A 22,782-nucleotide genomic window follows, 5' to 3' on the forward strand; every position below is an offset into this window, starting at 1 on the left:
AAAAAATCCTTTGCCGAAGCAAAGGATTCTATATGGCAGGGGCGGAGAGACTCGAACTCGCGACACCCGGTTTTGGAGACCGGTGCTCTACCAACTGAGCTACGCCCCTAAAGTTTTTTGCCATTAAGCCTGCCTTATCGGCAGGCTTAATGTCTTAATAAGTGGCGGAACGGACGGGACTCGAACCCGCGACCCCCTGCGTGACAGGCAGGTATTCTAACCGACTGAACTACCGCTCCACCGAAGACTGCTGTAACCACCGGATTGATGCACCGGCTTACTACTTAATTTGATGCCTGGCAGTTCCCTACTCTCACATGGGGAGACCCCACACTACCATCGGCGCTACGGCGTTTCACTTCTGAGTTCGGCATGGGGTCAGGTGGGACCACCGCGCTAAAGCCGCCAGGCAAATTCTGTTAATCTGTATCAGGCTGAAAATCTGTCTCTTCGCCAAAACATCTTGGGCGTTGTAAGGTTAAGCCTCACGGTTCATTAGTATCGGTTAGCTCAACGCATCGCTGCGCTTACACACCCGACCTATCAACGTCGTCGTCTTCAACGTTCCTTCAGGAGACTTTAAGTCTCAGGGAGAACTCATCTCGGGGCAAGTTTCGTGCTTAGATGCTTTCAGCACTTATCTCTTCCGCATTTAGCTACCGGGCAGTGCCATTGGCATGACAACCCGAACACCAGTGATGCGTCCACTCCGGTCCTCTCGTACTAGGAGCAGCCCCCCTCAATTCTCCAGCGCCCACGGCAGATAGGGACCGAACTGTCTCACGACGTTCTAAACCCAGCTCGCGTACCACTTTAAATGGCGAACAGCCATACCCTTGGGACCTACTTCAGCCCCAGGATGTGATGAGCCGACATCGAGGTGCCAAACACCGCCGTCGATATGAACTCTTGGGCGGTATCAGCCTGTTATCCCCGGAGTACCTTTTATCCGTTGAGCGATGGCCCTTCCATTCAGAACCACCGGATCACTATGACCTGCTTTCGCACCTGCTCGAGCCGTCACTCTCGCAGTCAAGCTAGCTTATGCCATTGCACTAACCTCCTGATGTCCGACCAGGATTAGCTAACCTTCGTGCTCCTCCGTTACTCTTTGGGAGGAGACCGCCCCAGTCAAACTACCCACCAGACACTGTCCGCAACCCGGATTACGGGTCTACGTTAGAACACCAGCCATTAAAGGGTGGTATTTCAAGGATGGCTCCACGCAGACTGGCGTCCACGCTTCAAAGCCTCCCACCTATCCTACACATCAAGGACCAGTGTTCAGTGTCAAGCTATAGTAAAGGTTCACGGGGTCTTTCCGTCTTGCCGCGGGTACACTGCATCTTCACAGCGAGTTCAATTTCACTGAGTCTCGGGTGGAGACAGCCTGGCCATCATTACGCCATTCGTGCAGGTCGGAACTTACCCGACAAGGAATTTCGCTACCTTAGGACCGTTATAGTTACGGCCGCCGTTTACCGGGGCTTCGATCAAGAGCTTCGCGTTACCGCTAACCCCATCAATTAACCTTCCGGCACCGGGCAGGCGTCACACCGTATACGTCCACTTTCGTGTTTGCACAGTGCTGTGTTTTTAATAAACAGTTGCAGCCAGCTGGTATCTTCGACTGATTTCAGCTCCACCCGCAGGGGCTTCACCTACATATCAGCGTGCCTTCTCCCGAAGTTACGGCACCATTTTGCCTAGTTCCTTCACCCGAGTTCTCTCAAGCGCCTTGGTATTCTCTACCTGACCACCTGTGTCGGTTTGGGGTACGATTTCGTGTTACCTGATGCTTAGAGGCTTTTCCTGGAAGCAGGGCATTTGTTACTTCAGCACCGTAGTGCCTCGTCATCACACCTCAGCGTTAAAAGGTACCGGATTTACCTGGAACCTCCGCCTACATGCTTAAACCGGGACAACCGTCGCCCGGCTAACATAGCCTTCTCCGTCCCCCCTTCGCAGTAACACCAAGTACAGGAATATTAACCTGTTTCCCATCGACTACGCCTTTCGGCCTCGCCTTAGGGGTCGACTCACCCTGCCCCGATTAACGTTGGACAGGAACCCTTGGTCTTCCGGCGAGCGGGCTTTTCACCCGCTTTATCGTTACTTATGTCAGCATTCGCACTTCTGATACCTCCAGCAACCCTCACAGGCCACCTTCAACGGCTTACAGAACGCTCCCCTACCCAACAACGCATAAGCGTCGCTGCCGCAGCTTCGGTGCATGGTTTAGCCCCGTTACATCTTCCGCGCAGGCCGACTCGACCAGTGAGCTATTACGCTTTCTTTAAATGATGGCTGCTTCTAAGCCAACATCCTGGCTGTCTGGGCCTTCCCACATCGTTTCCCACTTAACCATGACTTTGGGACCTTAGCTGGCGGTCTGGGTTGTTTCCCTCTTCACGACGGACGTTAGCACCCGCCGTGTGTCTCCCGTGATAACATTCTTCGGTATTCGTAGTTTGCATCGGGTTGGTAAGCCGGGATGGCCCCCTAGCCGAAACAGTGCTCTACCCCCGAAGATGAGTTCACGAGGCGCTACCTAAATAGCTTTCGGGGAGAACCAGCTATCTCCCGGTTTGATTGGCCTTTCACCCCCAGCCACAGGTCATCCGCTAATTTTTCAACATTAGTCGGTTCGGTCCTCCAGTTAGTGTTACCCAACCTTCAACCTGCCCATGGCTAGATCACCGGGTTTCGGGTCTATACCCTGCAACTTAACGCCCAGTTAAGACTCGGTTTCCCTTCGGCTCCCCTATACGGTTAACCTTGCTACAGAATATAAGTCGCTGACCCATTATACAAAAGGTACGCAGTCACACCACGAAGGTGCTCCCACTGCTTGTACGTACACGGTTTCAGGTTCTTTTTCACTCCCCTCGCCGGGGTTCTTTTCGCCTTTTCCCTCACGGTACTGGTTCACTATCGGTCAGTCAGGAGTATTTAGCCTTGGAGGATGGTCCCCCCATATTCAGACAGGATACCACGTGTCCCGCCCTACTCTTCGAGTTCACAGCCTGTGTGTTTTCGTGTACGGGACTTTCACCCTGTACCCGTGCGACTTTTCCAGACGCTTCCACTAACACACAAGCTGATTCAGACTCTGGGCTGCTCCCCGTTCGCTCGCCCGCTACTGGGGGAATTTCGGTTGATTTCTTTTCCTCGGGGTACTTAGATGTTTCAGTTCCCCCGGTTCGCCTCGTTAACCTATGTATTCAGTTAACGATAGTGCAACGGATTGCACTGGGTTTCCCCATTCGGACATCGCCGGGTCAAGGGTTCATATCACCTCGCCGGCGCTTTTCGCAGATTAGCACGTCCTTCATCGCCTCTGACTGCCAGGGCATCCACCGTGTACGCTTAGTCGCTTAACCTCACAACCCGAAGATGTTTCACTTCATGATTGCGAAAATTTGAGAGACTCGAACACACCATTAAAGATGTGTCGTTTCAATTTTCAGCTTGATCCAGATTTTTAAAGAGCAAAACTTCGCAGTGCACCTTTTCAGGTTCACTCTGAAGTTTTCTTGTGTTCGCAATAAAAGATGGTGGAGCTATGCGGGATCGAACCGCAGACCTCCTGCGTGCAAAGCAGGCGCTCTCCCAGCTGAGCTATAGCCCCATCGTTTGCAACCTCTTCAAATTTGCTGTGCAAATTTGGTAGGCCTGAGTGGACTTGAACCACCGACCTCACCCTTATCAGGGGTGCGCTCTAACCACCTGAGCTACAAGCCTGTAGAGGTTTTTACTGCTGTTTTTCATCAGACAATCTGTGTGAGCACTACAAAGGCAGGTTCTTTAAGGTAAGGAGGTGATCCAACCGCAGGTTCCCCTACGGTTACCTTGTTACGACTTCACCCCAGTCATGAATCACAAAGTGGTAAGCGCCCTCCCGAAGGTTAAGCTACCTACTTCTTTTGCAACCCACTCCCATGGTGTGACGGGCGGTGTGTACAAGGCCCGGGAACGTATTCACCGTAGCATTCTGATCTACGATTACTAGCGATTCCGACTTCATGGAGTCGAGTTGCAGACTCCAATCCGGACTACGACGCACTTTATGAAGGTCCGCTTGCTCTCGCGAGGTCGCTTCTCTTTGTATGCGCCATTGTAGCACGTGTGTAGCCCTGGTCGTAAGGGCCATGATGACTTGACGTCATCCCCACCCTTCCTCCAGTTTATCACTGGCAGTCTCCTTTGAAGTTCCCCGGCCGGACCGCTGGCAAACAAAGGATAAGGGTTGCGCTCGTTGCGGGACTTAACCCAACATTTCACAACACGAGCTGACGACAGCCATGCAGCACCTGTCTCACAGTTCCCGAAGGCACCAATCCATCTCTGGAAAGTTCTGTGGATGTCAAGACCAGGTAAGGTTCTTCGCGTTGCATCGAATTAAACCACATGCTCCACCGCTTGTGCGGGCCCCCGTCAATTCATTTGAGTTTTAACCTTGCGGCCGTACTCCCCAGGCGGTCGATTTAACGCGTTAGCTCCGGAAGCCACGCCTCAAGGGCACAACCTCCAAATCGACATCGTTTACGGCGTGGACTACCAGGGTATCTAATCCTGTTTGCTCCCCACGCTTTCGCACCTGAGCGTCAGTCTTTGTCCAGGGGGCCGCCTTCGCCACCGGTATTCCTCCAGATCTCTACGCATTTCACCGCTACACCTGGAATTCTACCCCCCTCTACAAGACTCCAGCCTGCCAGTTTCGAATGCAGTTCCCAGGTTGAGCCCGGGGATTTCACATCCGACTTGACAGACCGCCTGCGTGCGCTTTACGCCCAGTAATTCCGATTAACGCTTGCACCCTCCGTATTACCGCGGCTGCTGGCACGGAGTTAGCCGGTGCTTCTTCTGCGGGTAACGTCAATTGCTGCGGTTATTAACCACAACACCTTCCTCCCCGCTGAAAGTACTTTACAACCCGAAGGCCTTCTTCATACACGCGGCATGGCTGCATCAGGCTTGCGCCCATTGTGCAATATTCCCCACTGCTGCCTCCCGTAGGAGTCTGGACCGTGTCTCAGTTCCAGTGTGGCTGGTCATCCTCTCAGACCAGCTAGGGATCGTCGCCTAGGTGAGCCGTTACCCCACCTACTAGCTAATCCCATCTGGGCACATCTGATGGCAAGAGGCCCGAAGGTCCCCCTCTTTGGTCTTGCGACGTTATGCGGTATTAGCTACCGTTTCCAGTAGTTATCCCCCTCCATCAGGCAGTTTCCCAGACATTACTCCACCCGTCCGCCACTCGTCACCCGAGAGCAAGCTCTCTGTCGCTACCGTTCGACTTGCATGTGTTTAGGCCTGCCGCCAGCGTTCAATCTGAGCCATGATCAAACTCTTCAATTTAAAAGTTTGATGCTCAATGAATTAAACTTCGTAATGAATTACGTGTTCACTCGTTGAGACTTGGTATTCATTTTTCGTCTTGCGACGTTAAGAATCCATGTCACTTTGAGTGCCCACACAGATTGTCTGATAAATTGTTAAAGAGCAGTGCCGCTTCGTTTTCGCTGCGGCGCGGGGTGTGCATATTACGCCTTCCCGCTTCAGAGTCAAGTGTTTAATTTGCTTTTCTCTGCTGACCCGGCGGCGTGTGTGCCGTTGTTCCGTGTCAGTGGAGGCGCATTATAGGGAGTTCTCAGACGTTGACAACCCCTCTTTAAAAAAAAACGTTCAACCGTCTCTTTTTTGCTCAAAACCGTGCTACAGCGCGAGTTTTTCGAGCGTTTCAAACCCATAACGGCGCAAAACGGGTAAAAGTTGTTCAGTCTCGTTTGTTAGTGCCATACAAAACGCGATATTCGCATCGGCAGATTTGGCATCCGGCGCTTCATGTTCCAGCAGCCAGGCAGTACGACGGGCAATAGCCGCACCGGAATCCACCAGACGCGTCCCCTCCGGCAGTACTTCTAACAATTCTTCCTGTAAGAGCGGGAAATGAGTGCAGCCCAGAACGACGGTATCCGGCGGTTCAGGCATACGCAGCCACGGGCGAAGAATACGACGCAGCTCCTCAAGTGGCACCGTCTTGCCATGCAGCTTCGCTTCAGCCATCTCCACCAGCTCTGCCGAACCGAGCATCGCGATCTGACATTCATTGGCAAAACGATCGATCAATTCACGCGTATAAGGACGCTTCACCGTGCCGCGCGTAGCCAGCAGACCCACAATACCATTCGCAGTCAGGCGCGCAGCAGGCTTTATTGCGGGAACCACGCCCACAACCGGGAACTGAAATTTTGCGCGCAAGGCTGGCAGCGATACCGTGCTTGCCGTATTACAGGCGATGACCGCCAGCGCCAGAGGATAACGCTGCTGTACCGCGGTGACGATTTCAACGACACGCTCAACAATAAAGTCCTCGCTCTTCTCCCCATAAGGGAAAGCGACGTTATCGAAGGCGTAGATATAATGGAGATCCGGCAGGAGATGCCGAATCTCATCATAGACCGAAAGCCCACCGACGCCGGAATCAAATACCAGCACGGTGGGACGCGGATTAGAAGGTGTAGCTGCCAGACAAGGTGTATTCCCGTCCTGCAGTTTGGTAGCCATAAACTGTCTCGTAATCTTTATCGAACAGGTTGGCTATTTTACCACGAACTGTAAGGTGAGAGGTGACAGGATATGAAACTGCGACATCCCACAGGCTTACCCCGCCCATTTTCACGCGTTCTGACGCATACGTGTCTGGATCGATTGCGACATCATAGCGGGTGCCGAGGTAACGGTAAGCGAGGTTCCAGTCGAGATCCCATACCTGCCAGTCAAGTTGATACTTAACCTGCTGCTTAGAACGGCGGGCCAGCACTTCATGAGTTTTGGCGTTACGCGGGTCAACATAATCATAGGAGATCTGGTGTCCAACCGGTCCAGTTTCGAACTGTGCCGTCGCTTCCACACCTTTAATACGCGCTTCGTCAACGTTGTAGTACCGATACGTATGCGGATCGCTGCTGATCAGGTTATCAATATCATTACGATAACCGGTGATACGCCAGTTGACCGGTCCCGTCAGGCCTTCAAAGCCCCCTTCCCACTGTTTACTCTCCTCCGGTTTAAGGTCCGGATTGCCGTAAGAAGCGCTGTGGATCTGGCTCATCGTCGGTGCTTTAAAAGCGGTGCCGTAGGAGGCAATCACGCGATAGCCATCCACAAACTCCCACGCTGCGCTGGTTTGCCACGTGCCATGGTTGCCAAAGTTGGAGTTGTCGTCATTACGCGCCGCCGCTTCCAGCGTCACGCTGTTGAACTGCTGCATCGCAGACGCGAACACGCCGGTATTACGTTGCTCGTAACCTTTTTCCAGGTAACCGGTCCCGGCCTGCGTCTTCTGCTTTTGCCAGTCCAGGCCTGTACCGATATTGCCATGGCCAACTTCTATAGTGTTGAGCCATTGGGTGGTGTACTGCTTCACGTCATCCATGGTTGCGGAATCAGCGTAGCGCCCTTTCTTCGGATCATAGTTCTGATCTTTACTGCGGCCGTAACCCGCCACCAGCTGTGACTGGAAAATCCCCTGGCTGTAACGCAAACCGGTATCCCAGTTCTGGCTGTAAAGCTGACGAGTATCAGGTCGTCCATCCACCATAAAATTGGCGTCGTAATGATCGTAACCGTCATACGCGGTGCGGTTGTCATAACCAAAGCCACGGAAGAATCCGCTCACGCTGTCGGTAATTTGCTGTTCCACGGAGCCGTACAACGATTTACTCATAAAACCATCGCGGTCAGGCTGGCGCGGCGCATCCTGGGCAGCAATATCAAAGCCGCGGGTATAGGTGTAGTTACCCGCCATAGTGATTTTGGTTTTATTCAGCACCTGCTGGAAAGCGCCATCATAGGTCTGGTAGCCCTTAGAGCCGACGCCCGCTGAGATTTCCGCACCCGGCTTATCACGCCCGGTGATGATGTTAATCACGCCGCCAATCGCGTCGGAGCCATACAGCGCAGAACGCGGGCCACGGACGTATTCGATTCGCTGAATCAGCGAGGTTGGGATTTGGCTCAGATCGGGAACGTTGCTAATCCCGGCGCTGTTCAACGGTACACCGTCAATCAGGACCAGAACATGACGGGATTCAGTGCCGCGAATAAAGGTAGAAGAGGTGGCACCCAGGCCACCGCTTTGCGCGATATCTACGCCCGGCAGACGTGACATAATCTCCACAACGCTCTTTGCCTGCCAGCGCTCAATATCTTCACGCGTCACCACGGACGTCGGTGCCAGAACTGTTTTTGCCGGTTGTTCAAAACGATTTGCTGTCACCACCAACGAGTCAGCGCTATCCTGCGCCCAGCCCGAAAATGCCGTAACGGACAACGCCGTTAACAGCGATACTTTTTTAATCATTGTTAAAGCATCCACAATATAAGAAGGATGCCGCAGGCCTCATCTATAGCACGCGATGATGAAACCAAATGCGACGTGATCCCGGCAGGTCTTCGGGCTGGGTGGCGTTTTGTGGATGAAGACTTCCCATTTTCACAGTGTCTGCAACTCTCATCCCGCCAGTCTTTACCGCTGCGCGTCAGCTCCAGATTTACACTGGATTCCCTTTTCACTCTCAGGAGACCGGAAACAGAATGCTACAATTAGACACGTATAGATGTCCAGATAGCTATTAGCCATTAAATCTGGACATCCACTGCACAATCCCTACAATCCCCGCGTAATTCTTTATCACTCAGGACGCATCATGACCCCCGAACACCTCCCGACAGAACAGTACGACGCACAGCTGGCAGAGAAAGTTGTCCGCCTGCAAAGTATGATGACGCCTTTCAACGCGCCCGTTCCTGAGGTGTTCCGTTCCCCCGTCAGCCACTACCGTATGCGCGCCGAGTTCCGCATCTGGCACGATGGCGACGACCTGTATCACATCATTTTCGATCAGCAGACTAAATCCCGTATCCGGGTTAACAGCTTCCCGGCGGCGAGTGAGCTGATTAACCAGCTCATGACTCTGATGATTGACGGTGTGCGCAACAACCCGGTGCTGCGCCATAAGCTGTTCCAGATTGACTACCTGACCACCCAAAGCAATCAGGCCATTGTCTCTCTGCTGTACCACAAGGCGCTTAACGACGAGTGGCGCGAGCAGGCAGAAGCGCTGCGCGATGCGCTGCGGGCGCAAAACATCAACGTTCACCTGATTGGCCGCGCGACAAAAACCAAAATCATGCTGGATCAGGATTACATCGATGAGCGCCTGTCGGTGGCAGGAAAAGAGATGGTTTACCGTCAGGTAGAGAACAGCTTCACCCAACCTAACGCGGCGATGAACGTGCAAATGCTGGAGTGGGCGCTGAAAGCGACCGAAGGGTCAAAGGGCGATCTGCTTGAGCTGTACTGTGGGAATGGCAACTTCTCGCTGGCACTGGCGCGCAATTTCGAGCGCGTACTGGCAACGGAAATTGCCAAACCGTCCGTTGCGGCCGCGCAGTACAACATTGCCGCCAACCATATCGACAACGTGCAGATTATTCGTATGGCAGCAGAAGAGTTTACGCAGGCCATGAACGGCGTGCGCGAATTTAACCGTCTTGAGGGGATCGATCTGAAGGGCTATCAGTGCGAGACGATTTTTGTCGATCCGCCGCGCAGTGGCCTGGACAGCGAAACCGAGAAGATGGTGCAGGCATACCCGCGTATTTTGTACATTTCCTGTAACCCGGAAACGCTGTGCAAAAACCTGGAAACATTAAGCCAGACGCACAAGGTTGAACGTCTGGCGCTGTTCGATCAGTTCCCGTATACGCACCATATGGAGTGCGGTGTTTTACTTACCGCACGGTGATCTGTAGGCCGGATAAGCGTAGCGCCATCCGGCGTTTTTGGCAGGTGGCGCTTCGCTTACCTGCCCTACAAATAATTCCTTACTCTGGCAACTGGCTCTTGCGGCTGCGCATGCGAGAGCCAATCCAGAACACCAGCGCCACAGACAGAACAGCAGGGAAGAAGTTAGAGCCGATATCCGGGTACTCTGCGCGCACCACCGTGCTGTACAGCAACACACCCAGAATAAAGCAGGCAGCGGCCAGACCCGGTAACCCCACCGGCATGGTGCGGTTCAGATAACGCTGGTGCAGGCAGTAAACCGTCAGCACCAGGGCGATAAGCGGGAAAATCGAGAAAGGTACGATGGAGCTAAAAATAGCGGCAAACGTACCATTAATGGATAAGCCAGCGATCAATGCCAGCAACAGCGTCCCTTTATCCTGACCTGACTGTTTCATTACTCACCTTCACTCTTCGGTTTGATGTGCCAGTTTCTCTTGTTCACGGCGATACCAGTAGTACGCTCCTTTGGAAATCATCCTGAGCTGCAATACCAGTCGCTCTTCGAGTTGCTTACGTTGTTCAATGCTGACATCCAGCGCTTCGGCACCTGCACTGAAAACAATCGTCACCATCGCTTCAGCCTGTGCTTCGGTGAACGCACGCGGCATATGGTTTTCGAGTTCAAGATAGTCGGCAAGTTCCGCAATGAAATGCTGAATTTCACGCGCGACAGCGGCACGAAATGCGGCTGACGTTCCTGAACGCTCGCGCAGCAACAGGCGAAACGCGTTGGGGTTATTGCCGATAAATTCCATAAAGGTCGACACGGAGGTACGGATAACGCTACCGCCTTTCGCGATACGCTGCCGCGCCTGGCGCATCAGCTGGCGCAGCATGAGCCCACTCTCGTCGACCATGGTCAGACCCAGTTCATCCACATCACGGAAATGGCGATAGAAGGACGTTGGCGCAATCCCGGCCTCGCGTGCGACTTCACGCAGGCTCAAACTGGCAAAACTCCGCTCAGCACTCAGTTGACTGAATGCAGCTTCCACCAGCGAACGCCGGGTTTTCTCTTTTTGTTGTGCTCTTACGCCCATCACAATAGTTGAATCCTTCCAAAGGTCTGATGGCACTATACCAGAGAATAAAATTAATCTGTTTACCTGGCTTTGTGAATGATTGTTTACGCGCGCTTTGTGCTCCACTGCCGGAAAAAAGCACAACGATAATTGGGTTACCCTGGCAATGATGTTATGATTCTGTTGCTTTTATGTATAAGAACAGGTAAGCCTTGCCATGCCACATTCCTACGATTACGACGCAATAGTTATTGGTTCCGGCCCCGGCGGCGAAGGCGCTGCTATGGGTCTGGTAAAACAGGGAGCCAGAGTAGCGGTCATTGAGCGCTACCATAATGTTGGCGGCGGTTGCACCCACTGGGGCACCATCCCTTCCAAAGCCCTCCGCCACGCCGTTAGCCGCATTATTGAATTTAACCAGAACCCTCTTTACAGCGACCACTCCCGACTTCTTCGTTCCTCTTTTGCCGATATCCTGAATCACGCAGATACCGTTATTAACCAGCAGACACGCATGCGTCAGGGTTTTTACGAGCGTAACCATTGCGAAATTCTTCAGGGTAACGCGCATTTTGTGGATGAACATACGCTGGCGCTGGAGTGTCACGACGGTTCGGTTGAAACCCTCACCGCTGAAAAATTTGTTATCGCCTGTGGTTCCCGCCCGTATCATCCGGCAGACGTGGATTTCTCACACCCACGCATTTACGACAGCGATTCCATCCTCAGCCTGCACCATGAACCACGCCATGTGATTATCTATGGCGCGGGGGTGATCGGGTGTGAATATGCGTCTATCTTCCGCGGAATGGATGTCAAAGTTGATCTGATTAACACGCGCGACCGCCTGCTGGCTTTCCTGGATCAGGAGATGTCAGACTCGCTCTCCTACCACTTCTGGAACAGCGGTGTGGTGATTCGCCACAACGAAGAGTACGAGAAGATCGAAGGCTGCGACGACGGCGTGATCATGCATCTGAAGTCCGGCAAAAAGCTGAAAGCCGACTGCCTGCTGTATGCTAACGGCCGTACCGGTAACACCGATTCACTGGCGCTGGAAAACATCGGTCTGGAGACGGACAGCCGTGGTCAGTTGAAGGTTAACAGCATGTACCAGACTGCCCTGCCGCACGTTTACGCGGTCGGTGACGTGATTGGTTACCCGAGCCTCGCTTCCGCGGCCTATGACCAGGGGCGCATTGCGGCGCAGGCGCTGGTAAAAGGCGAAGCGACGGCGCATCTGATCGAAGACATTCCAACGGGGATTTACACCATTCCGGAAATCAGCTCCGTGGGGAAAACCGAGCAGCAGCTGACCTCCATGAAGGTGCCTTACGAGGTGGGTCGCGCCCAGTTTAAACATCTGGCACGGGCACAAATTGTTGGCATGAGCGTGGGAACGCTGAAGATCCTGTTCCATCGTGAGACGAAAGAGATCCTCGGTATTCACTGCTTTGGTGAACGCGCGGCGGAAATCATTCATATCGGCCAGGCGATAATGGAGCAAAAAGGTGGCGGTAACACCATTGAGTACTTCGTTAACACCACCTTTAACTACCCGACCATGGCGGAAGCCTATCGGGTTGCCGCGCTGAACGGTTTAAACCGCCTGTTTTAACGCGTTGTCAAAATGGCCATCCATCGCACCACGGATGGCCTCTGCCAGCTGCTCATAGCGGCTGCGCAGCGGTGACCCCGGACGATAAACCAGACCTATAGTACGACGTGGCTCTGGTTTAATGCACGGCAGGTAAACCACACCGTCACGTTTACGCTCGCGCGGCACGGCCAGCGCAGGCAGCAACGTAATACCACTTCCCGCCGCCACCATATTACGCAGCGTTTCCAGGCTGGTTGCGCGGAAATGGGTATCTTCATCCGCTCCCGCTTCAAAACAGAAGCCCATGGCCTGATCGCGCAGGCAGTGACCGTCTTCCAGCATCAGCAGCTTTTCACCGGCCAGATCGGCCATCGGCACGCGATCGCGGTTCGCCCACGAGTGATCTTCGTAGATCGCCAGCATCATCGGCTCGTCAAACAACGGCACTTCGATAAAGGCTTCGCTCTCTTTTACCAGCGCCAGAATGGCGCAGTCGAGCTTGCCGCTATCTAACTGTGCCAGCAGCTGATGGGTTTGCGCTTCATGCAGATACATTTCGAGTTTCGGGAACGTCTGGTGCAGCATCGGAATGATGTGCGGCAGAAGGTACGGACCAACGGTTGGGATCAGGCCAATATGCAGCGGGCCGGACATGGTCTCCCCTTGCTGACTTGCCATTTCCTTGAGCACTTTGACCTCGCGCAGCACGGTGCGCGCCTGATCCACCAGCAGCAAACCCGCCTGAGTGAACAGCACTTTACGACTGGTGCGCTCCAGCAGCATCACGCCCAGCTCATCTTCCAGCTTGCGGATCTGACCGCTCAGCGTAGGCTGGCTGACGTGGCAGGAATCTGCCGCACGGCGAAAGTGGCGATGCTCGGCTAACGCTACCAGGTATTCAAGATCACGAATATTCATTATTCATCCTCCGTCGCCACGATAGTTCATGGCGATAGATAGCATAGCAACGAACGATTATCCCTATCAAGCATTCTGTTGAATAATACACCACATAGACGAGGCGGCACGTGTTTGACCCTTGACGTCCCCGCACCGTCAGCGAGTTTCTCTCAAAACTCGAACAACTAAAGCCAACGTGAACTTTTGCGGACCCCGTGGTCCGCTTTTTTTTGCGTAAAAAAGCCCGGGGGTAAAAGCAAAATGGCAACCGAAGTTGCCATTTTTAGGGTTTGCTCCCTCTCCCTGTGGGAGAGGGCCGGGGTGAGGGCACCAGCCCGCACAAATCAAACCAACCGGTTTTTCGCGTCCGCAATCGCCTGCGCCACCTGCTTCGGCGACACACCGCCTTTCGCCGCACGCTTATCCAGGCATGACTGCAACGACAGAATCGGGTACACATCCTCCCCGATAACCGCACTGAATTTCTGCAGGTCGGCAAGCGCCAGCTCTTCCAGCGGTTTCCCCTGACGAATCGCTTCCACTACCGCTTCGCCCACAATGTGGTGCGCTTCACGGAACGGTACGCCTTTCGCCACCAGGTAATCCGCCAGTTCGGTCGCGTTTGCATAACCCTGCTGCGCCGCTTCCTGGCAACGAGAACGTTTCACCTGAATGCCGTCCAGCACCAGCGCGCCCATATGCAGGCAGTCCAGCCAGGTGTCGAGCGCGTCGAACAGCCCTTCTTTGTCTTCCTGCATATCTTTGTTGTACGCCAGCGGCAGCCCTTTCAGGGTCATCATCATGCCGGTCAGTGCGCCCTGTACGCGGCCACACTTCCCGCGGATCAGCTCCAGCGCATCCGGGTTTTTCTTCTGCGGCATCAGGGAAGAGCCGGACGTCACACGGTCAGACAACTCCACAAATCCGGCTTCGCCAGAGTTAAAGAAGATCAGGTCTTCGGCAAAGCGTGACAGGTGGACCATTCCGATAGAAGCATTCGACAGCAGTTCCAGCACGTGGTCACGGTCAGAGACGCTGTCCAGACTGTTACGGGTGGCAGACGCAAAGCCCAGCCAGCCTGCCAGCTGCTCGCGGTCAATTTCATATGCCGTACCCGCCAGCGCACCGCTGCCCAGCGGGCTGACGTCCAGGCGCTTCAGGGTATCCTGCAGGCGGCTTTCGTCACGCGCCAGCATCTCGACATAGGCCAGACACCAGTGCGCAAAGGTCACCGGCTGCGCGCGCTGCAAATGGGTATAACCCGGCATCACCGCGTCCTGGTTGTTCTGTGCCGTTTCCACCAGCGCGCTCCGCAGCTGACGGTTAGCCGCCAGCAGCTCCGCGACGGTATCTTTACACCACAGCTTCAGATCGGTAGCGACCTGGTCGTTACGGCTACGGCCGGTGTGTAGCTTTTTACCCAGCTGGCCAACTTTGTCGATCAGTTTGCCTTCTACCCAGCTGTGAATATCTTCGGCATCGCTTTGCAGAATTTGCTGCGGATCCAGACGCACTTCTTCCAGCAGATTATTGAGCGCCTCTTCCAGCTGCTGCTGCTCCTCTGCGGTCAGCACGCCCACCGTCACCAGCGCTTTGGACCAGGCCACAGAGCCGACGATATCCTGTTCGGCCAGGCGGTAGTCGAAGCGCAAAGAGTCGTTGAACTGTTTGAACCGTTGATCCGCTGCCTGTGTAAAACGCCCACCCCAAAGTGCCATAACATCGTTCCTTTATTCGTTAGTTCCGCCGGGTGGCGCTGCGCTTACCCGGCCTACGGTCATTCATTAATAACTTACGCTAAAATACGCGTGCCAATTGGCGTGCCGTTAAACAGCGCCGGAAGCTGCTCCGCGTGACGCCAGGAGGCGATATCCACCGGTCGACCGAGCGTACGGGCGGCATCCAGCGCGGCATTCACTTTGACGATCATCCCGTCGGTAATAATGCCCTGGGCGATCAGCTGTTCGGCTTTTGCCGCGGTCATTTCCGCAATGCGCTGGCCTTTGCCGTCCAGAATACCGCTCACATCGGAGAGCAGGATCAGGTCCGCGCCCAGCGTTGCCGCCAGTGCCGTCGCCGCCTGGTCCGCATTCACGTTCATCAGCTCACCCTCTTCGGTCACCCCGATAGAGCTCACCACCGGCAGGAAACCGCCTTCCAGCAGCGTGTTAATCAGCTTAGGCGAACCTGGCTGCGCCAGTCCAACGTGGCCGAGTTCTTCATCGAGCTGGGTCACTTTTACGCTGTCACCGTCGCCCAGATAGAGGCCAACGGAGGCAATGTGGTGTTTCTTCGCCCAGGACAACAGAGTCTTATTCGCCGTACCTGCCAGCGCACCGGTGATGATGTCAATCTGGTCGGCAGGCGTCACGCGCAGGCCGTTTTTCTTTTTCACCGGCAGGTTGAGCCCTTTCATCAGCTCATCCACTACGCAGCCGCCGCCGTGCACAATCACCAGCGGACGCTGGTGTGATTCGCGATAGTTAACCAGCGCGGTAAACAGACGCTCCAGCGCTTCTTCGCTGTCCAGCAGTACACCACCGAGTTTGATAATTAATGGGTTCATCATCACACCTTAAATAAGAGCCTGCGTTTCCGGGAAACCGAAACGAATATTTGCACACTGCATTGCCTGAGCGGCAGCGCCTTTGAGTAAGTTATCTTCTGCTGCCACCACGATCAGATGCTCGCCCTGCACGGCATAGCCGATGTCGCAGAACGGCAGGCCAACCACGTTTTTCAGCGCGGGCACGCCTTTGTCGTAGAGACGCACCAACGGTTTATCCGCATACGCCTGAGTAAAGGCCTCGCTCACCTGGTCTTTGGTCACGCCCGGTTTCAGGCGGCAGGTAATGGTTTCGAGGATCCCACGCGGGAAGCTGCCCAGGTGCGGTGTAAAGATGACATTGGCCCCCAGATGGGTGGTGATTTCCGGATGATGGCGGTGATTAAACACGCCATACGGCTGCAGGCTGACTTCACAGAAGCTGTTAGAAATAGCAGCCTTGCGTCCGGCACCGCTGACACCACTGGTGGCGTTGATCACCGGCCACTGGTTCAGATCCAGCAGGCCTGCGTCGATCAGCGGCTTCAGAGAAAGCTGTGCGGCCGTCGGGTAGCAGCCCGGCACGGCAATCAGATCCGCTTCTTTCAGCTTGTCTGCGCTCCACTCCGCCAGCCCATACACGGCTTTTGCAAGCAGGTCCGGGTGCTGATGGGTAAAGCCATAATATTTTTCATAGAACGCGCCGTCGTTAACACGGAACGCGCCGGAGAGGTCGAACACCACGCAACCGGCCGCCAGGAATTGCGGCGCCAGGTCGTGACTGACCTCGTGCGCGGTGGCCAAAAACACCACGTCGACGCCGTCAGTGAACTCGCTGATGTCAGACATTGGCTGCAGTGGCAAATCGACAATGCCCAAAAGCCACGGATGCAAATCGGAAATTAACTTTCCTGCATCATTGCTTTGCGCTGACACGGTCAAAGCGGTTATGGTCATATGTGGATGGCGATTCACGTAGCTTACAAGCTCTGCGCCCGCATAACCGCTAGCGCCTACAATCAGCGTATTCAACATCGGGTTCCTTTATGCTCAACGTTAATGTATTTTTATTCACATTTATTGCATGAATATTGATACTATCACGACCTAAGGTGTGTCAACAATGAAAATGAACTTACCGCCATTTATCGAGATTTACCGCGCCCTGATTGCCACACCCTCCATCAGCGCGACCGAAGAAGCGCTGGATCAGAGCAATGAGTCTTTAATCAATCTGCTGGCGGGTTGGTTTAGCGATCTTGGCTTTAACGTTGAGGTTCAGCCCGTACCTGGAACACGCCATAAATTTAACCTGCTCGCCAGCACCGGACACGGCGCAGGCGGACTGCTGCTGGCCGGTCATACCGACACGGTGCCGTTTGACGATGGCCGCTGGACCCGCGACCCGTTTACCCTGACCGAGCATGACAACAAGCTTTACGGCCTTGGCACCGCCGACATGAAAGGCTTCTTCGCCTTTATCCTTGACGCGCTGCGTGACGTGGACGTGACAAAACTGAAAAAGCCGCTCTACATACTGGCGACCGCCGATGAAGAGACCAGCATGGCGGGGGCGCGTTACTTCTCAGAAAACACATCGATTCGCCCGGATTGCGCCATCATCGGTGAGCCAACGTCATTACAACCGATCCGTGCTCATAAAGGCCATATTTCCACGGCAGTGCGCGTGATGGGCCAGTCTGGCCACTCCAGCGATCCGGCGCGTGGCGTGAACGCCATTGAACTGATGCACGACGCCATCGGCCGCATCATGACTCTGCGCGACGAACTGAAAGAGCGGTATCACTACGACGCCTTCACCGTGCCGTATCCAACGCTGAACCTCGGGAGCCTGCACGGTGGCGATGCCTCTAACCGTATCTGCGCCTGCTGTGAGCTGCACATGGATATCCGTCCGCTGCCGGGCATGACGCTGAGCGATCTCGACGGCTTGCTGACCGAAGCGCTGGCCCCGGTGAGTGAACGCTGGCCTGGCCGCCTGACGGTGTCTGAACTGCATCCACCGATCCCGGGTTATGAATGTCCACCGGATCATCAGCTGGTTGAAGTGGTGGAAAAACTGCTCGGCGAGAAAACCGACGTGGTGAACTACTGCACCGAAGCGCCGTTTATTCAGACGCTGTGCCCCACGCTGGTACTTGGCCCAGGCTCCATCAACCAGGCGCACCAGCCGGATGAATACCTGGAAACCCGCTTCATCAAGCCCACCCGCGAACTGATTACCCAGGTCGTGCATCACTTCTGCTGGCATTAAAACCGCACCGATTAGTCCCCTCTCCCGGTGGGAGAGGGTTAGGGTGAGGGCAACAAATCCCGCGATCTCCGTCACATTCCCATAAGCATCTCTTATCTGACGCAATGCGAATTAAATTTCGTAAATTGCCCGCATTTATTCGTTTGCTGAACCGTTTTCGCAGCAATTGACGACGGGGGTTTTACGTGGCTTTATAAAGGGAGATGACAAAATAATGTCCAGAAGATTTTCGCATGGGCATAAACAAAAATGATGGGGTGACTGGGTTTTTATGAACGAACAATATTCCGCGTTGCGTAGTAATGTCAGTATGCTCGGCAAAGTGCTTGGAGATACCATCAAAGATGCGTTGGGGGAAAACATCCTCGACCGCGTTGAAACCATCCGCAAGCTGTCTAAATCTTCCCGTGCCGGTAACGAAGCGAGTCGTCAGGAGCTGCTCACTACCTTGCAGAACCTCTCTAACGATGAGCTGCTGCCCGTTGCACGCGCATTCAGCCAGTTCCTGAACCTGGCAAACACGGCTGAGCAATACCATAGCATTTCGCCAAACGGCGAAGCTGCCAGCAACCCGGAAGTCATTGCCCGTACGCTTCGTAAACTCAAAGACCAGCCAAACCTCAACGAAGCCACCATTAAAAAAGCGGTGGAGTCCCTTTCGCTGGAGCTGGTGCTGACCGCCCACCCAACCGAAATCACCCGTCGTACCCTGATCCACAAAATGGTTGAAGTGAACAACTGTCTGAAGCAGTTGGATAACAAAGACATTGCCGACTACGAACGTAACCAGCTGATGCGCCGTCTGCGCCAGCTGATTGCGCAGTCCTGGCACACCGATGAAATTCGTAAGCATCGCCCAAGCCCGGTAGACGAGGCCAAATGGGGCTTTGCGGTGGTGGAAAACAGCCTGTGGGAAGGGGTGCCGAACTACCTGCGTGAGCTGAACGAACAGCTGGAAGCAAACCTGGGCTACCGCCTGCCAGTAGATTTTGTCCCGGTACGCTTTACCTCCTGGATGGGCGGTGACCGCGACGGTAACCCGAACGTGACGGCGGAAATCACCCGCCACGTGCTGCTGCTGAGCCGCTGGAAAGCCACCGATCTGTTCCTGAAAGACATTCAGGTGCTGATCTCCGAGCTGTCGATGGTGGAAGCAACGCCAGAACTGCGCGCGCTGGCCGGTGAAGAAGGTGCCAGCGAGCCGTATCGTTTCCTGATGAAAAAACTGCGTAGCCAGCTGATGGCGACCCAGGCCTGGCTGGAAGCACGCCTGAAAGGCCAGCGCCTGCCGAAGCCGGAAGGTCTGCTGAGCCAGAACGAACAGCTCTGGGAACCGCTATACGCCTGCTATAAATCACTACAGGCCTGCGGGATGGGCATCATCGCCAATGGCGAACTGCTCGACACCCTGCGCCGCGTGAAGTGTTTTGGCGTGCCGCTGGTGCGTATCGACGTGCGTCAGGAGAGCACCCGCCATACCGAAGCGCTGGGCGAACTGACCCGTTATCTTGGCATTGGCGACTACGAAAGCTGGTCTGAAGCCGACAAACAGGCCTTCCTGATCCGCGAGCTGAACTCCAAGCGTCCTCTGCTGCCGCGCAACTGGGAGCCAAGCAACGAAACCCGCGAAGTGCTCAACACCTGTAAAGCGATCGTGGATGCGCCAAAAGGATCGGTCGCCGCCTATGTAATCTCGATGGCGAAAACCCCGTCCGACGTGCTGGCCGTTCACCTGCTGCTGAAAGAAGCCGGTATCGACTATGCCCTGCCGGTCGCCCCGCTGTTTGAAACCCTCGACGACCTGAACAACGCCAATGATGTAATGACCCAGCTGCTGAACATCGACTGGTATCGCGGCTTTATTCAGGGCAAACAGATGGTGATGATCGGCTATTCCGACTCCGCAAAAGATGCGGGCGTGATGGCGGCATCCTGGGCGCAGTATCAGGCGCAGGACGCGCTGATCAAAACCTGCGAGAAAGCCGGTATTGAGCTGACGCTATTCCACGGTCGCGGTGGTTCCATTGGCCGTGGCGGTGCGCCTGCGCACGCGGCGCTGCTCTCTCAGCCGCCAGGAAGCCTGAAAGGCGGGCTGCGCGTGACCGAACAGGGCGAGATGATCCGCTTCAAATACGGCCTGCCGGAAGTGACCATCAGCAGCCTGTCGCTCTATACCAGTGCGATTCTCGAAGCAAACCTGCTGCCACCGCCGGAGCCGAAAGAATCCTGGTGCCGCATTATGGATGAGCTGTCTGACATCTCATGCGACCTGTACCGCGGCTACGTGCGTGAAAACAAAGACTTCGTACCTTACTTCCGCTCTGCTACGCCAGAGCAGGAGCTGGGCAAACTGCCGCTGGGTTCACGTCCGGCCAAGCGTCGTCCGACCGGCGGCGTGGAGTCTCTGCGTGCAATCCCGTGGATCTTCGCCTGGACGCAGAACCGTCTGATGCTGCCAGCCTGGCTGGGTGCCGGTGCGGCGCTGCAGAAGGTGGTTGAAGATGGCAAACAGAACGAACTGGAAACCATGTGCCGCGACTGGCCATTCTTCTCTACCCGTCTGGGTATGCTGGAGATGGTCTTCTCGAAAGCTGACCTGTGGCTGGCGGAATACTACGATCAGCGCCTGGTGAAACCAGAGCTGTGGGCGCTGGGTAAAGAGCTGCGCGAACTGCTGGAAGGCGACATCAAAGTGGTGCTGGATATCGCCAACGACTCCCATCTGATGGCCGATCTGCCGTGGATTGCCGAGTCTATCCAGCTGCGTAACATCTATACCGACCCACTGAACGTCCTGCAGGCGGAGCTGCTGCACCGTTCGCGTCTGGCGGAAGAGGAAGGTAAAGATCCGGATCCACGCGTTGAACAAGCGCTGATGGTGACGATTGCGGGCGTTGCAGCGGGTATGCGTAACACCGGCTAATGCTCACTGCCCGGCGGCGCTTCGCTTGCCGGGCCTACGACAGGTAGGCCGGGTAAGCGTTAGCGCCACCCGGCACATTTCGGTAGTCTCCTGATGCATTCCGATATCACCCGAATTTTGACAGAGCTGGTTAACCGCACGTTATCGCTGGGTCAGATCCATTTCTCAGCCAGGGCTGAGCAGTCCCCCCGAACAGCGCCCTGCCTCGTTATTACCCTGAATAATTCCTGTGAGGCGATATTTTCCTCATCCGGGCACATGACTCATCACCCGGCTAACTTCCTAAGAATCAACTTCGGTAAGCAGCAAATGGCCATTGAGTTACAGCGTGAGAACGTGCCTGCGCAGCAGGTCCAGGTCGCCCGGCGTGGCCCGCGAACCGGTGCGTTTCTCCTCCAGACACTAGCCGAATTACAGATGCAACCGGATGAACAAGACACCGCGAGGCTGGTGGTACTGAGTCTGCTCAGCCACTGCCGGGATCTTTTTGGCAGCGACATTCGCACCGCCAACCGCAGCCGCGCGCTCTTCGAAGCGATTCGTAGCTATATCGACGAACATCACGTCTCTTTGTTAACGCGTGAATCGGTGGCGCAGGCGTTCTACATCTCCCCAAACTATCTTTCCCATCTCTTTCAGAAAGTTGGCAGTGTCGGATTCAATGAATACCTGACCCAAACCCGACTTGAACATGCCCGACAGTTGCTTAAAGGCTACGATCTCAAAATCAAGGATATCGCCGCACGATGCGGTTTTATGGACAGCAACTACTTCTGCCGCCTGTTTCGCAAACACACCGAACGTTCTCCTTCCGAATATCGCCGCCAGTATCACAGCCAGTTAACCGCCAAAAAATAGCACTGTGATCGGCATCGCACATCGCTAAGCACATTACATTTGTCCAGTATTTGGCAAAATTGACCTGTATATCCCGCCTGCCGCCCCGCCTTATCCTTAAATCAATCTTTCTGACTTAAGGAAAAATAATGGAACTGTATCTCGATACCGCCAACGTGGCAGAAGTAGAACGCCTTGCGCGCGTTTTCCCCCTTGCAGGCGTCACCACCAATCCGAGCATCATTGCCGCCAGCCGTGAGTCAATCTGGGAGGTGCTGCCGCGCCTGCAAAGCGCCATTGGTCCGAAAGGCAGGCTGTTCGCCCAGACAATGAGCCGCGACGCAGAAGGCATGGTGGCCGAAGCCAAACGCCTGAGCAATGCTATCCCGGATATCGTGGTGAAAATCCCGGTCACAGCCCAGGGGCTTATCGCCATTAAGGCGCTAAAAACAGCGGGCATCACTACGCTGGGTACCGCCGTGTACAGCGCCGCGCAAGGCCTGCTGGCCGCGCTGGCCGGGGCAAAATATGTCGCGCCATACGTAAACCGCGTGGATGCCCAGGGCGGGGACGGTATTCGCATGGTTCAGGAGCTGCAATCCCTGCTGGAACAGCATGCACCGGAGAGCAAGGTGCTGGCAGCCAGCTTCAAAACCCCACGCCAGGCGCTGGACTGCCTGCTCGCCGGATGTGAAGCAATCACGCTTCCCTTAGATATAGCGCAACAAATGCTCGGCACGCCGGCGGTAGAGTCAGCAATAGAGAAGTTCGAGCAGGACTGGAAAAACGCGTTTGGTAACCTCAACCTCTAAGGGAGATAT

Annotated in this window: 14 protein-coding genes, 4 tRNA genes, 3 rRNA genes and 1 riboswitch; of the genes, 6 read left to right on the top strand and 15 right to left on the bottom strand. The window is 54.9% G+C overall.

Annotation, left to right across the window (positions count from 1 at the left end):
* Positions 1-33: 33 nt before the first annotated feature.
* The 9 genes from ECL_RS25010 to btuB form a co-directional block, all read right to left on the bottom strand.
* Positions 34-109: transfer RNA gene (locus ECL_RS25010), tRNA-Trp, on the bottom strand.
* A gap of 53 nt (positions 110-162) precedes the next feature.
* Positions 163-239, bottom strand: a tRNA-Asp gene (locus tag ECL_RS25015).
* A 55-nt stretch (positions 240-294) separates the two neighbouring features.
* A 5S ribosomal RNA gene (gene rrf, locus ECL_RS25020) occupies positions 295-410 on the bottom strand.
* Positions 411-474: 64 nt separating this feature from the next.
* Positions 475-3,383: ribosomal RNA gene (locus ECL_RS25025) — 23S ribosomal RNA — on the bottom strand.
* Positions 3,384-3,555: 172 nt separating this feature from the next.
* A tRNA-Ala gene (locus tag ECL_RS25030) sits at positions 3,556-3,631 on the bottom strand.
* 36 nt (positions 3,632-3,667) lie between these two features.
* A tRNA-Ile gene (locus tag ECL_RS25035) sits at positions 3,668-3,744 on the bottom strand.
* A gap of 69 nt (positions 3,745-3,813) precedes the next feature.
* Positions 3,814-5,361, bottom strand: a 16S ribosomal RNA gene (locus ECL_RS25040).
* The 16S, 23S and 5S rRNA genes sit together here with 4 tRNA genes alongside, the layout of an rRNA operon.
* 357 nt (positions 5,362-5,718) lie before the next feature.
* On the bottom strand, positions 5,719-6,570 hold the full coding sequence (murI, locus tag ECL_RS25045; RefSeq protein WP_032618543.1) for a glutamate racemase: 852 nt from the start codon (positions 6,568-6,570) through the stop codon (positions 5,719-5,721).
* A complete protein-coding gene (btuB, locus tag ECL_RS25050; RefSeq protein WP_013099293.1) occupies positions 6,515-8,368 on the bottom strand; it encodes a TonB-dependent vitamin B12 receptor BtuB in 1,854 nt (617 codons plus the stop codon). The genes murI and btuB overlap by 56 nt, the downstream gene beginning before the upstream one ends.
* A 66-nt stretch (positions 8,369-8,434) precedes the next feature.
* A riboswitch (cobalamin riboswitch) is annotated at positions 8,435-8,610 on the bottom strand.
* Positions 8,611-8,714: 104 nt separating this feature from the next.
* Here btuB and trmA point away from each other — a divergent pair.
* Complete coding sequence (gene trmA / locus ECL_RS25055) at positions 8,715-9,815, top strand: tRNA (uridine(54)-C5)-methyltransferase TrmA (protein WP_013099295.1); 1,101 nt, start codon at positions 8,715-8,717, stop codon at positions 9,813-9,815.
* A gap of 79 nt (positions 9,816-9,894) precedes the next feature.
* Here the strand turns inward: trmA and ECL_RS25060 are convergent, their stop codons facing one another.
* Positions 9,895-10,254 (bottom strand): YijD family membrane protein, encoded by a 360-nt coding sequence (locus tag ECL_RS25060; RefSeq protein WP_008501783.1) that lies wholly within the window; start codon positions 10,252-10,254, stop codon positions 9,895-9,897.
* Between the two features lie 9 nt (positions 10,255-10,263).
* The gene (gene fabR / locus ECL_RS25065) at positions 10,264-10,902 is read right to left on the bottom strand and encodes an HTH-type transcriptional repressor FabR (RefSeq protein WP_008501784.1); all 639 of its coding nucleotides are present in this window, start codon (positions 10,900-10,902) and stop codon (positions 10,264-10,266) included.
* A gap of 196 nt (positions 10,903-11,098) precedes the next feature.
* Here fabR and sthA point away from each other — a divergent pair, with 196 nt between their 5' ends.
* Entirely contained in the window at positions 11,099-12,499 is a 1,401-nt protein-coding gene (gene sthA / locus ECL_RS25070; RefSeq protein ID WP_014833741.1) for a Si-specific NAD(P)(+) transhydrogenase, read from the top strand.
* Here the strand turns inward: sthA and oxyR are convergent.
* From oxyR to argC, 4 genes are all read right to left on the bottom strand, one after another.
* Positions 12,482-13,399, bottom strand: a complete 918-nt coding sequence (oxyR, locus tag ECL_RS25075; protein WP_013099297.1) for a DNA-binding transcriptional regulator OxyR — start codon at positions 13,397-13,399, stop codon at positions 12,482-12,484. The genes sthA and oxyR overlap by 18 nt on opposite strands.
* Positions 13,400-13,725: 326 nt before the next feature.
* Complete coding sequence (gene argH / locus ECL_RS25080) at positions 13,726-15,099, bottom strand: argininosuccinate lyase (RefSeq protein ID WP_013099298.1); 1,374 nt, start codon at positions 15,097-15,099, stop codon at positions 13,726-13,728.
* A gap of 74 nt (positions 15,100-15,173) precedes the next feature.
* Positions 15,174-15,950, bottom strand: a complete 777-nt coding sequence (argB, locus tag ECL_RS25085) for an acetylglutamate kinase (RefSeq protein WP_020686923.1) — start codon at positions 15,948-15,950, stop codon at positions 15,174-15,176.
* 6 nt (positions 15,951-15,956) lie between these two features.
* Positions 15,957-16,961: an N-acetyl-gamma-glutamyl-phosphate reductase gene (gene argC / locus ECL_RS25090; protein ID WP_013099300.1), complete on the bottom strand. Its 1,005-nt coding sequence runs from the start codon at positions 16,959-16,961 to the stop codon at positions 15,957-15,959.
* Between the two features lie 88 nt (positions 16,962-17,049).
* Between argC and argE the strand changes: the two genes are divergently transcribed.
* From argE to fsa, 4 genes are all read left to right on the top strand, one after another.
* Positions 17,050-18,201: an acetylornithine deacetylase gene (gene argE / locus ECL_RS25095; RefSeq protein ID WP_013099301.1), complete on the top strand. Its 1,152-nt coding sequence runs from the start codon at positions 17,050-17,052 to the stop codon at positions 18,199-18,201.
* A 271-nt stretch (positions 18,202-18,472) separates the two neighbouring features.
* A complete protein-coding gene (ppc, locus tag ECL_RS25100; protein WP_013099302.1) occupies positions 18,473-21,124 on the top strand; it encodes a phosphoenolpyruvate carboxylase in 2,652 nt (883 codons plus the stop codon).
* Between the two features lie 93 nt (positions 21,125-21,217).
* Positions 21,218-21,982, top strand: coding sequence for a helix-turn-helix transcriptional regulator (locus tag ECL_RS25105; RefSeq protein WP_013099303.1), 765 nt, complete (start codon positions 21,218-21,220; stop codon positions 21,980-21,982).
* 128 nt (positions 21,983-22,110) lie between these two features.
* The gene (fsa, locus tag ECL_RS25110) at positions 22,111-22,773 is read left to right on the top strand and encodes a fructose-6-phosphate aldolase (protein WP_013099304.1); all 663 of its coding nucleotides are present in this window, start codon (positions 22,111-22,113) and stop codon (positions 22,771-22,773) included.
* Positions 22,774-22,782: the final 9 nt, after the last annotated feature.

The organism is Enterobacter cloacae subsp. cloacae ATCC 13047 (assembly GCF_000025565.1).
GTDB lineage: Bacteria > Pseudomonadota > Gammaproteobacteria > Enterobacterales > Enterobacteriaceae > Enterobacter > Enterobacter cloacae.

Bases quoted from the DNA above. Each gene is read 5' to 3' on its own strand.
- ppc (WP_013099302.1), top strand. From the start codon at position 18,473: ATGAACGAACAATATTCCGCGTTGCGTAGTAATGTCAGTATGCTCGGC.
- sthA (WP_014833741.1), top strand. From the start codon at position 11,099: ATGCCACATTCCTACGATTACGACGCAATAGTTATTGGTTCCGGCCCC.
- argH (WP_013099298.1), bottom strand. From the start codon at position 15,099: ATGGCACTTTGGGGTGGGCGTTTTACACAGGCAGCGGATCAACGGTTC.
- argE (WP_013099301.1), top strand. From the start codon at position 17,050: ATGAAAATGAACTTACCGCCATTTATCGAGATTTACCGCGCCCTGATT.
- argB (WP_020686923.1), bottom strand. From the start codon at position 15,950: ATGATGAACCCATTAATTATCAAACTCGGTGGTGTACTGCTGGACAGC.
- btuB (WP_013099293.1), bottom strand. From the start codon at position 8,368: ATGATTAAAAAAGTATCGCTGTTAACGGCGTTGTCCGTTACGGCATTT.
- fsa (WP_013099304.1), top strand. From the start codon at position 22,111: ATGGAACTGTATCTCGATACCGCCAACGTGGCAGAAGTAGAACGCCTT.
- argC (WP_013099300.1), bottom strand. From the start codon at position 16,961: ATGTTGAATACGCTGATTGTAGGCGCTAGCGGTTATGCGGGCGCAGAG.
- ECL_RS25105 (WP_013099303.1), top strand. From the start codon at position 21,218: ATGCATTCCGATATCACCCGAATTTTGACAGAGCTGGTTAACCGCACG.
- ECL_RS25060 (WP_008501783.1), bottom strand. From the start codon at position 10,254: ATGAAACAGTCAGGTCAGGATAAAGGGACGCTGTTGCTGGCATTGATC.
- oxyR (WP_013099297.1), bottom strand. From the start codon at position 13,399: ATGAATATTCGTGATCTTGAATACCTGGTAGCGTTAGCCGAGCATCGC.
- trmA (WP_013099295.1), top strand. From the start codon at position 8,715: ATGACCCCCGAACACCTCCCGACAGAACAGTACGACGCACAGCTGGCA.
- murI (WP_032618543.1), bottom strand. From the start codon at position 6,570: ATGGCTACCAAACTGCAGGACGGGAATACACCTTGTCTGGCAGCTACA.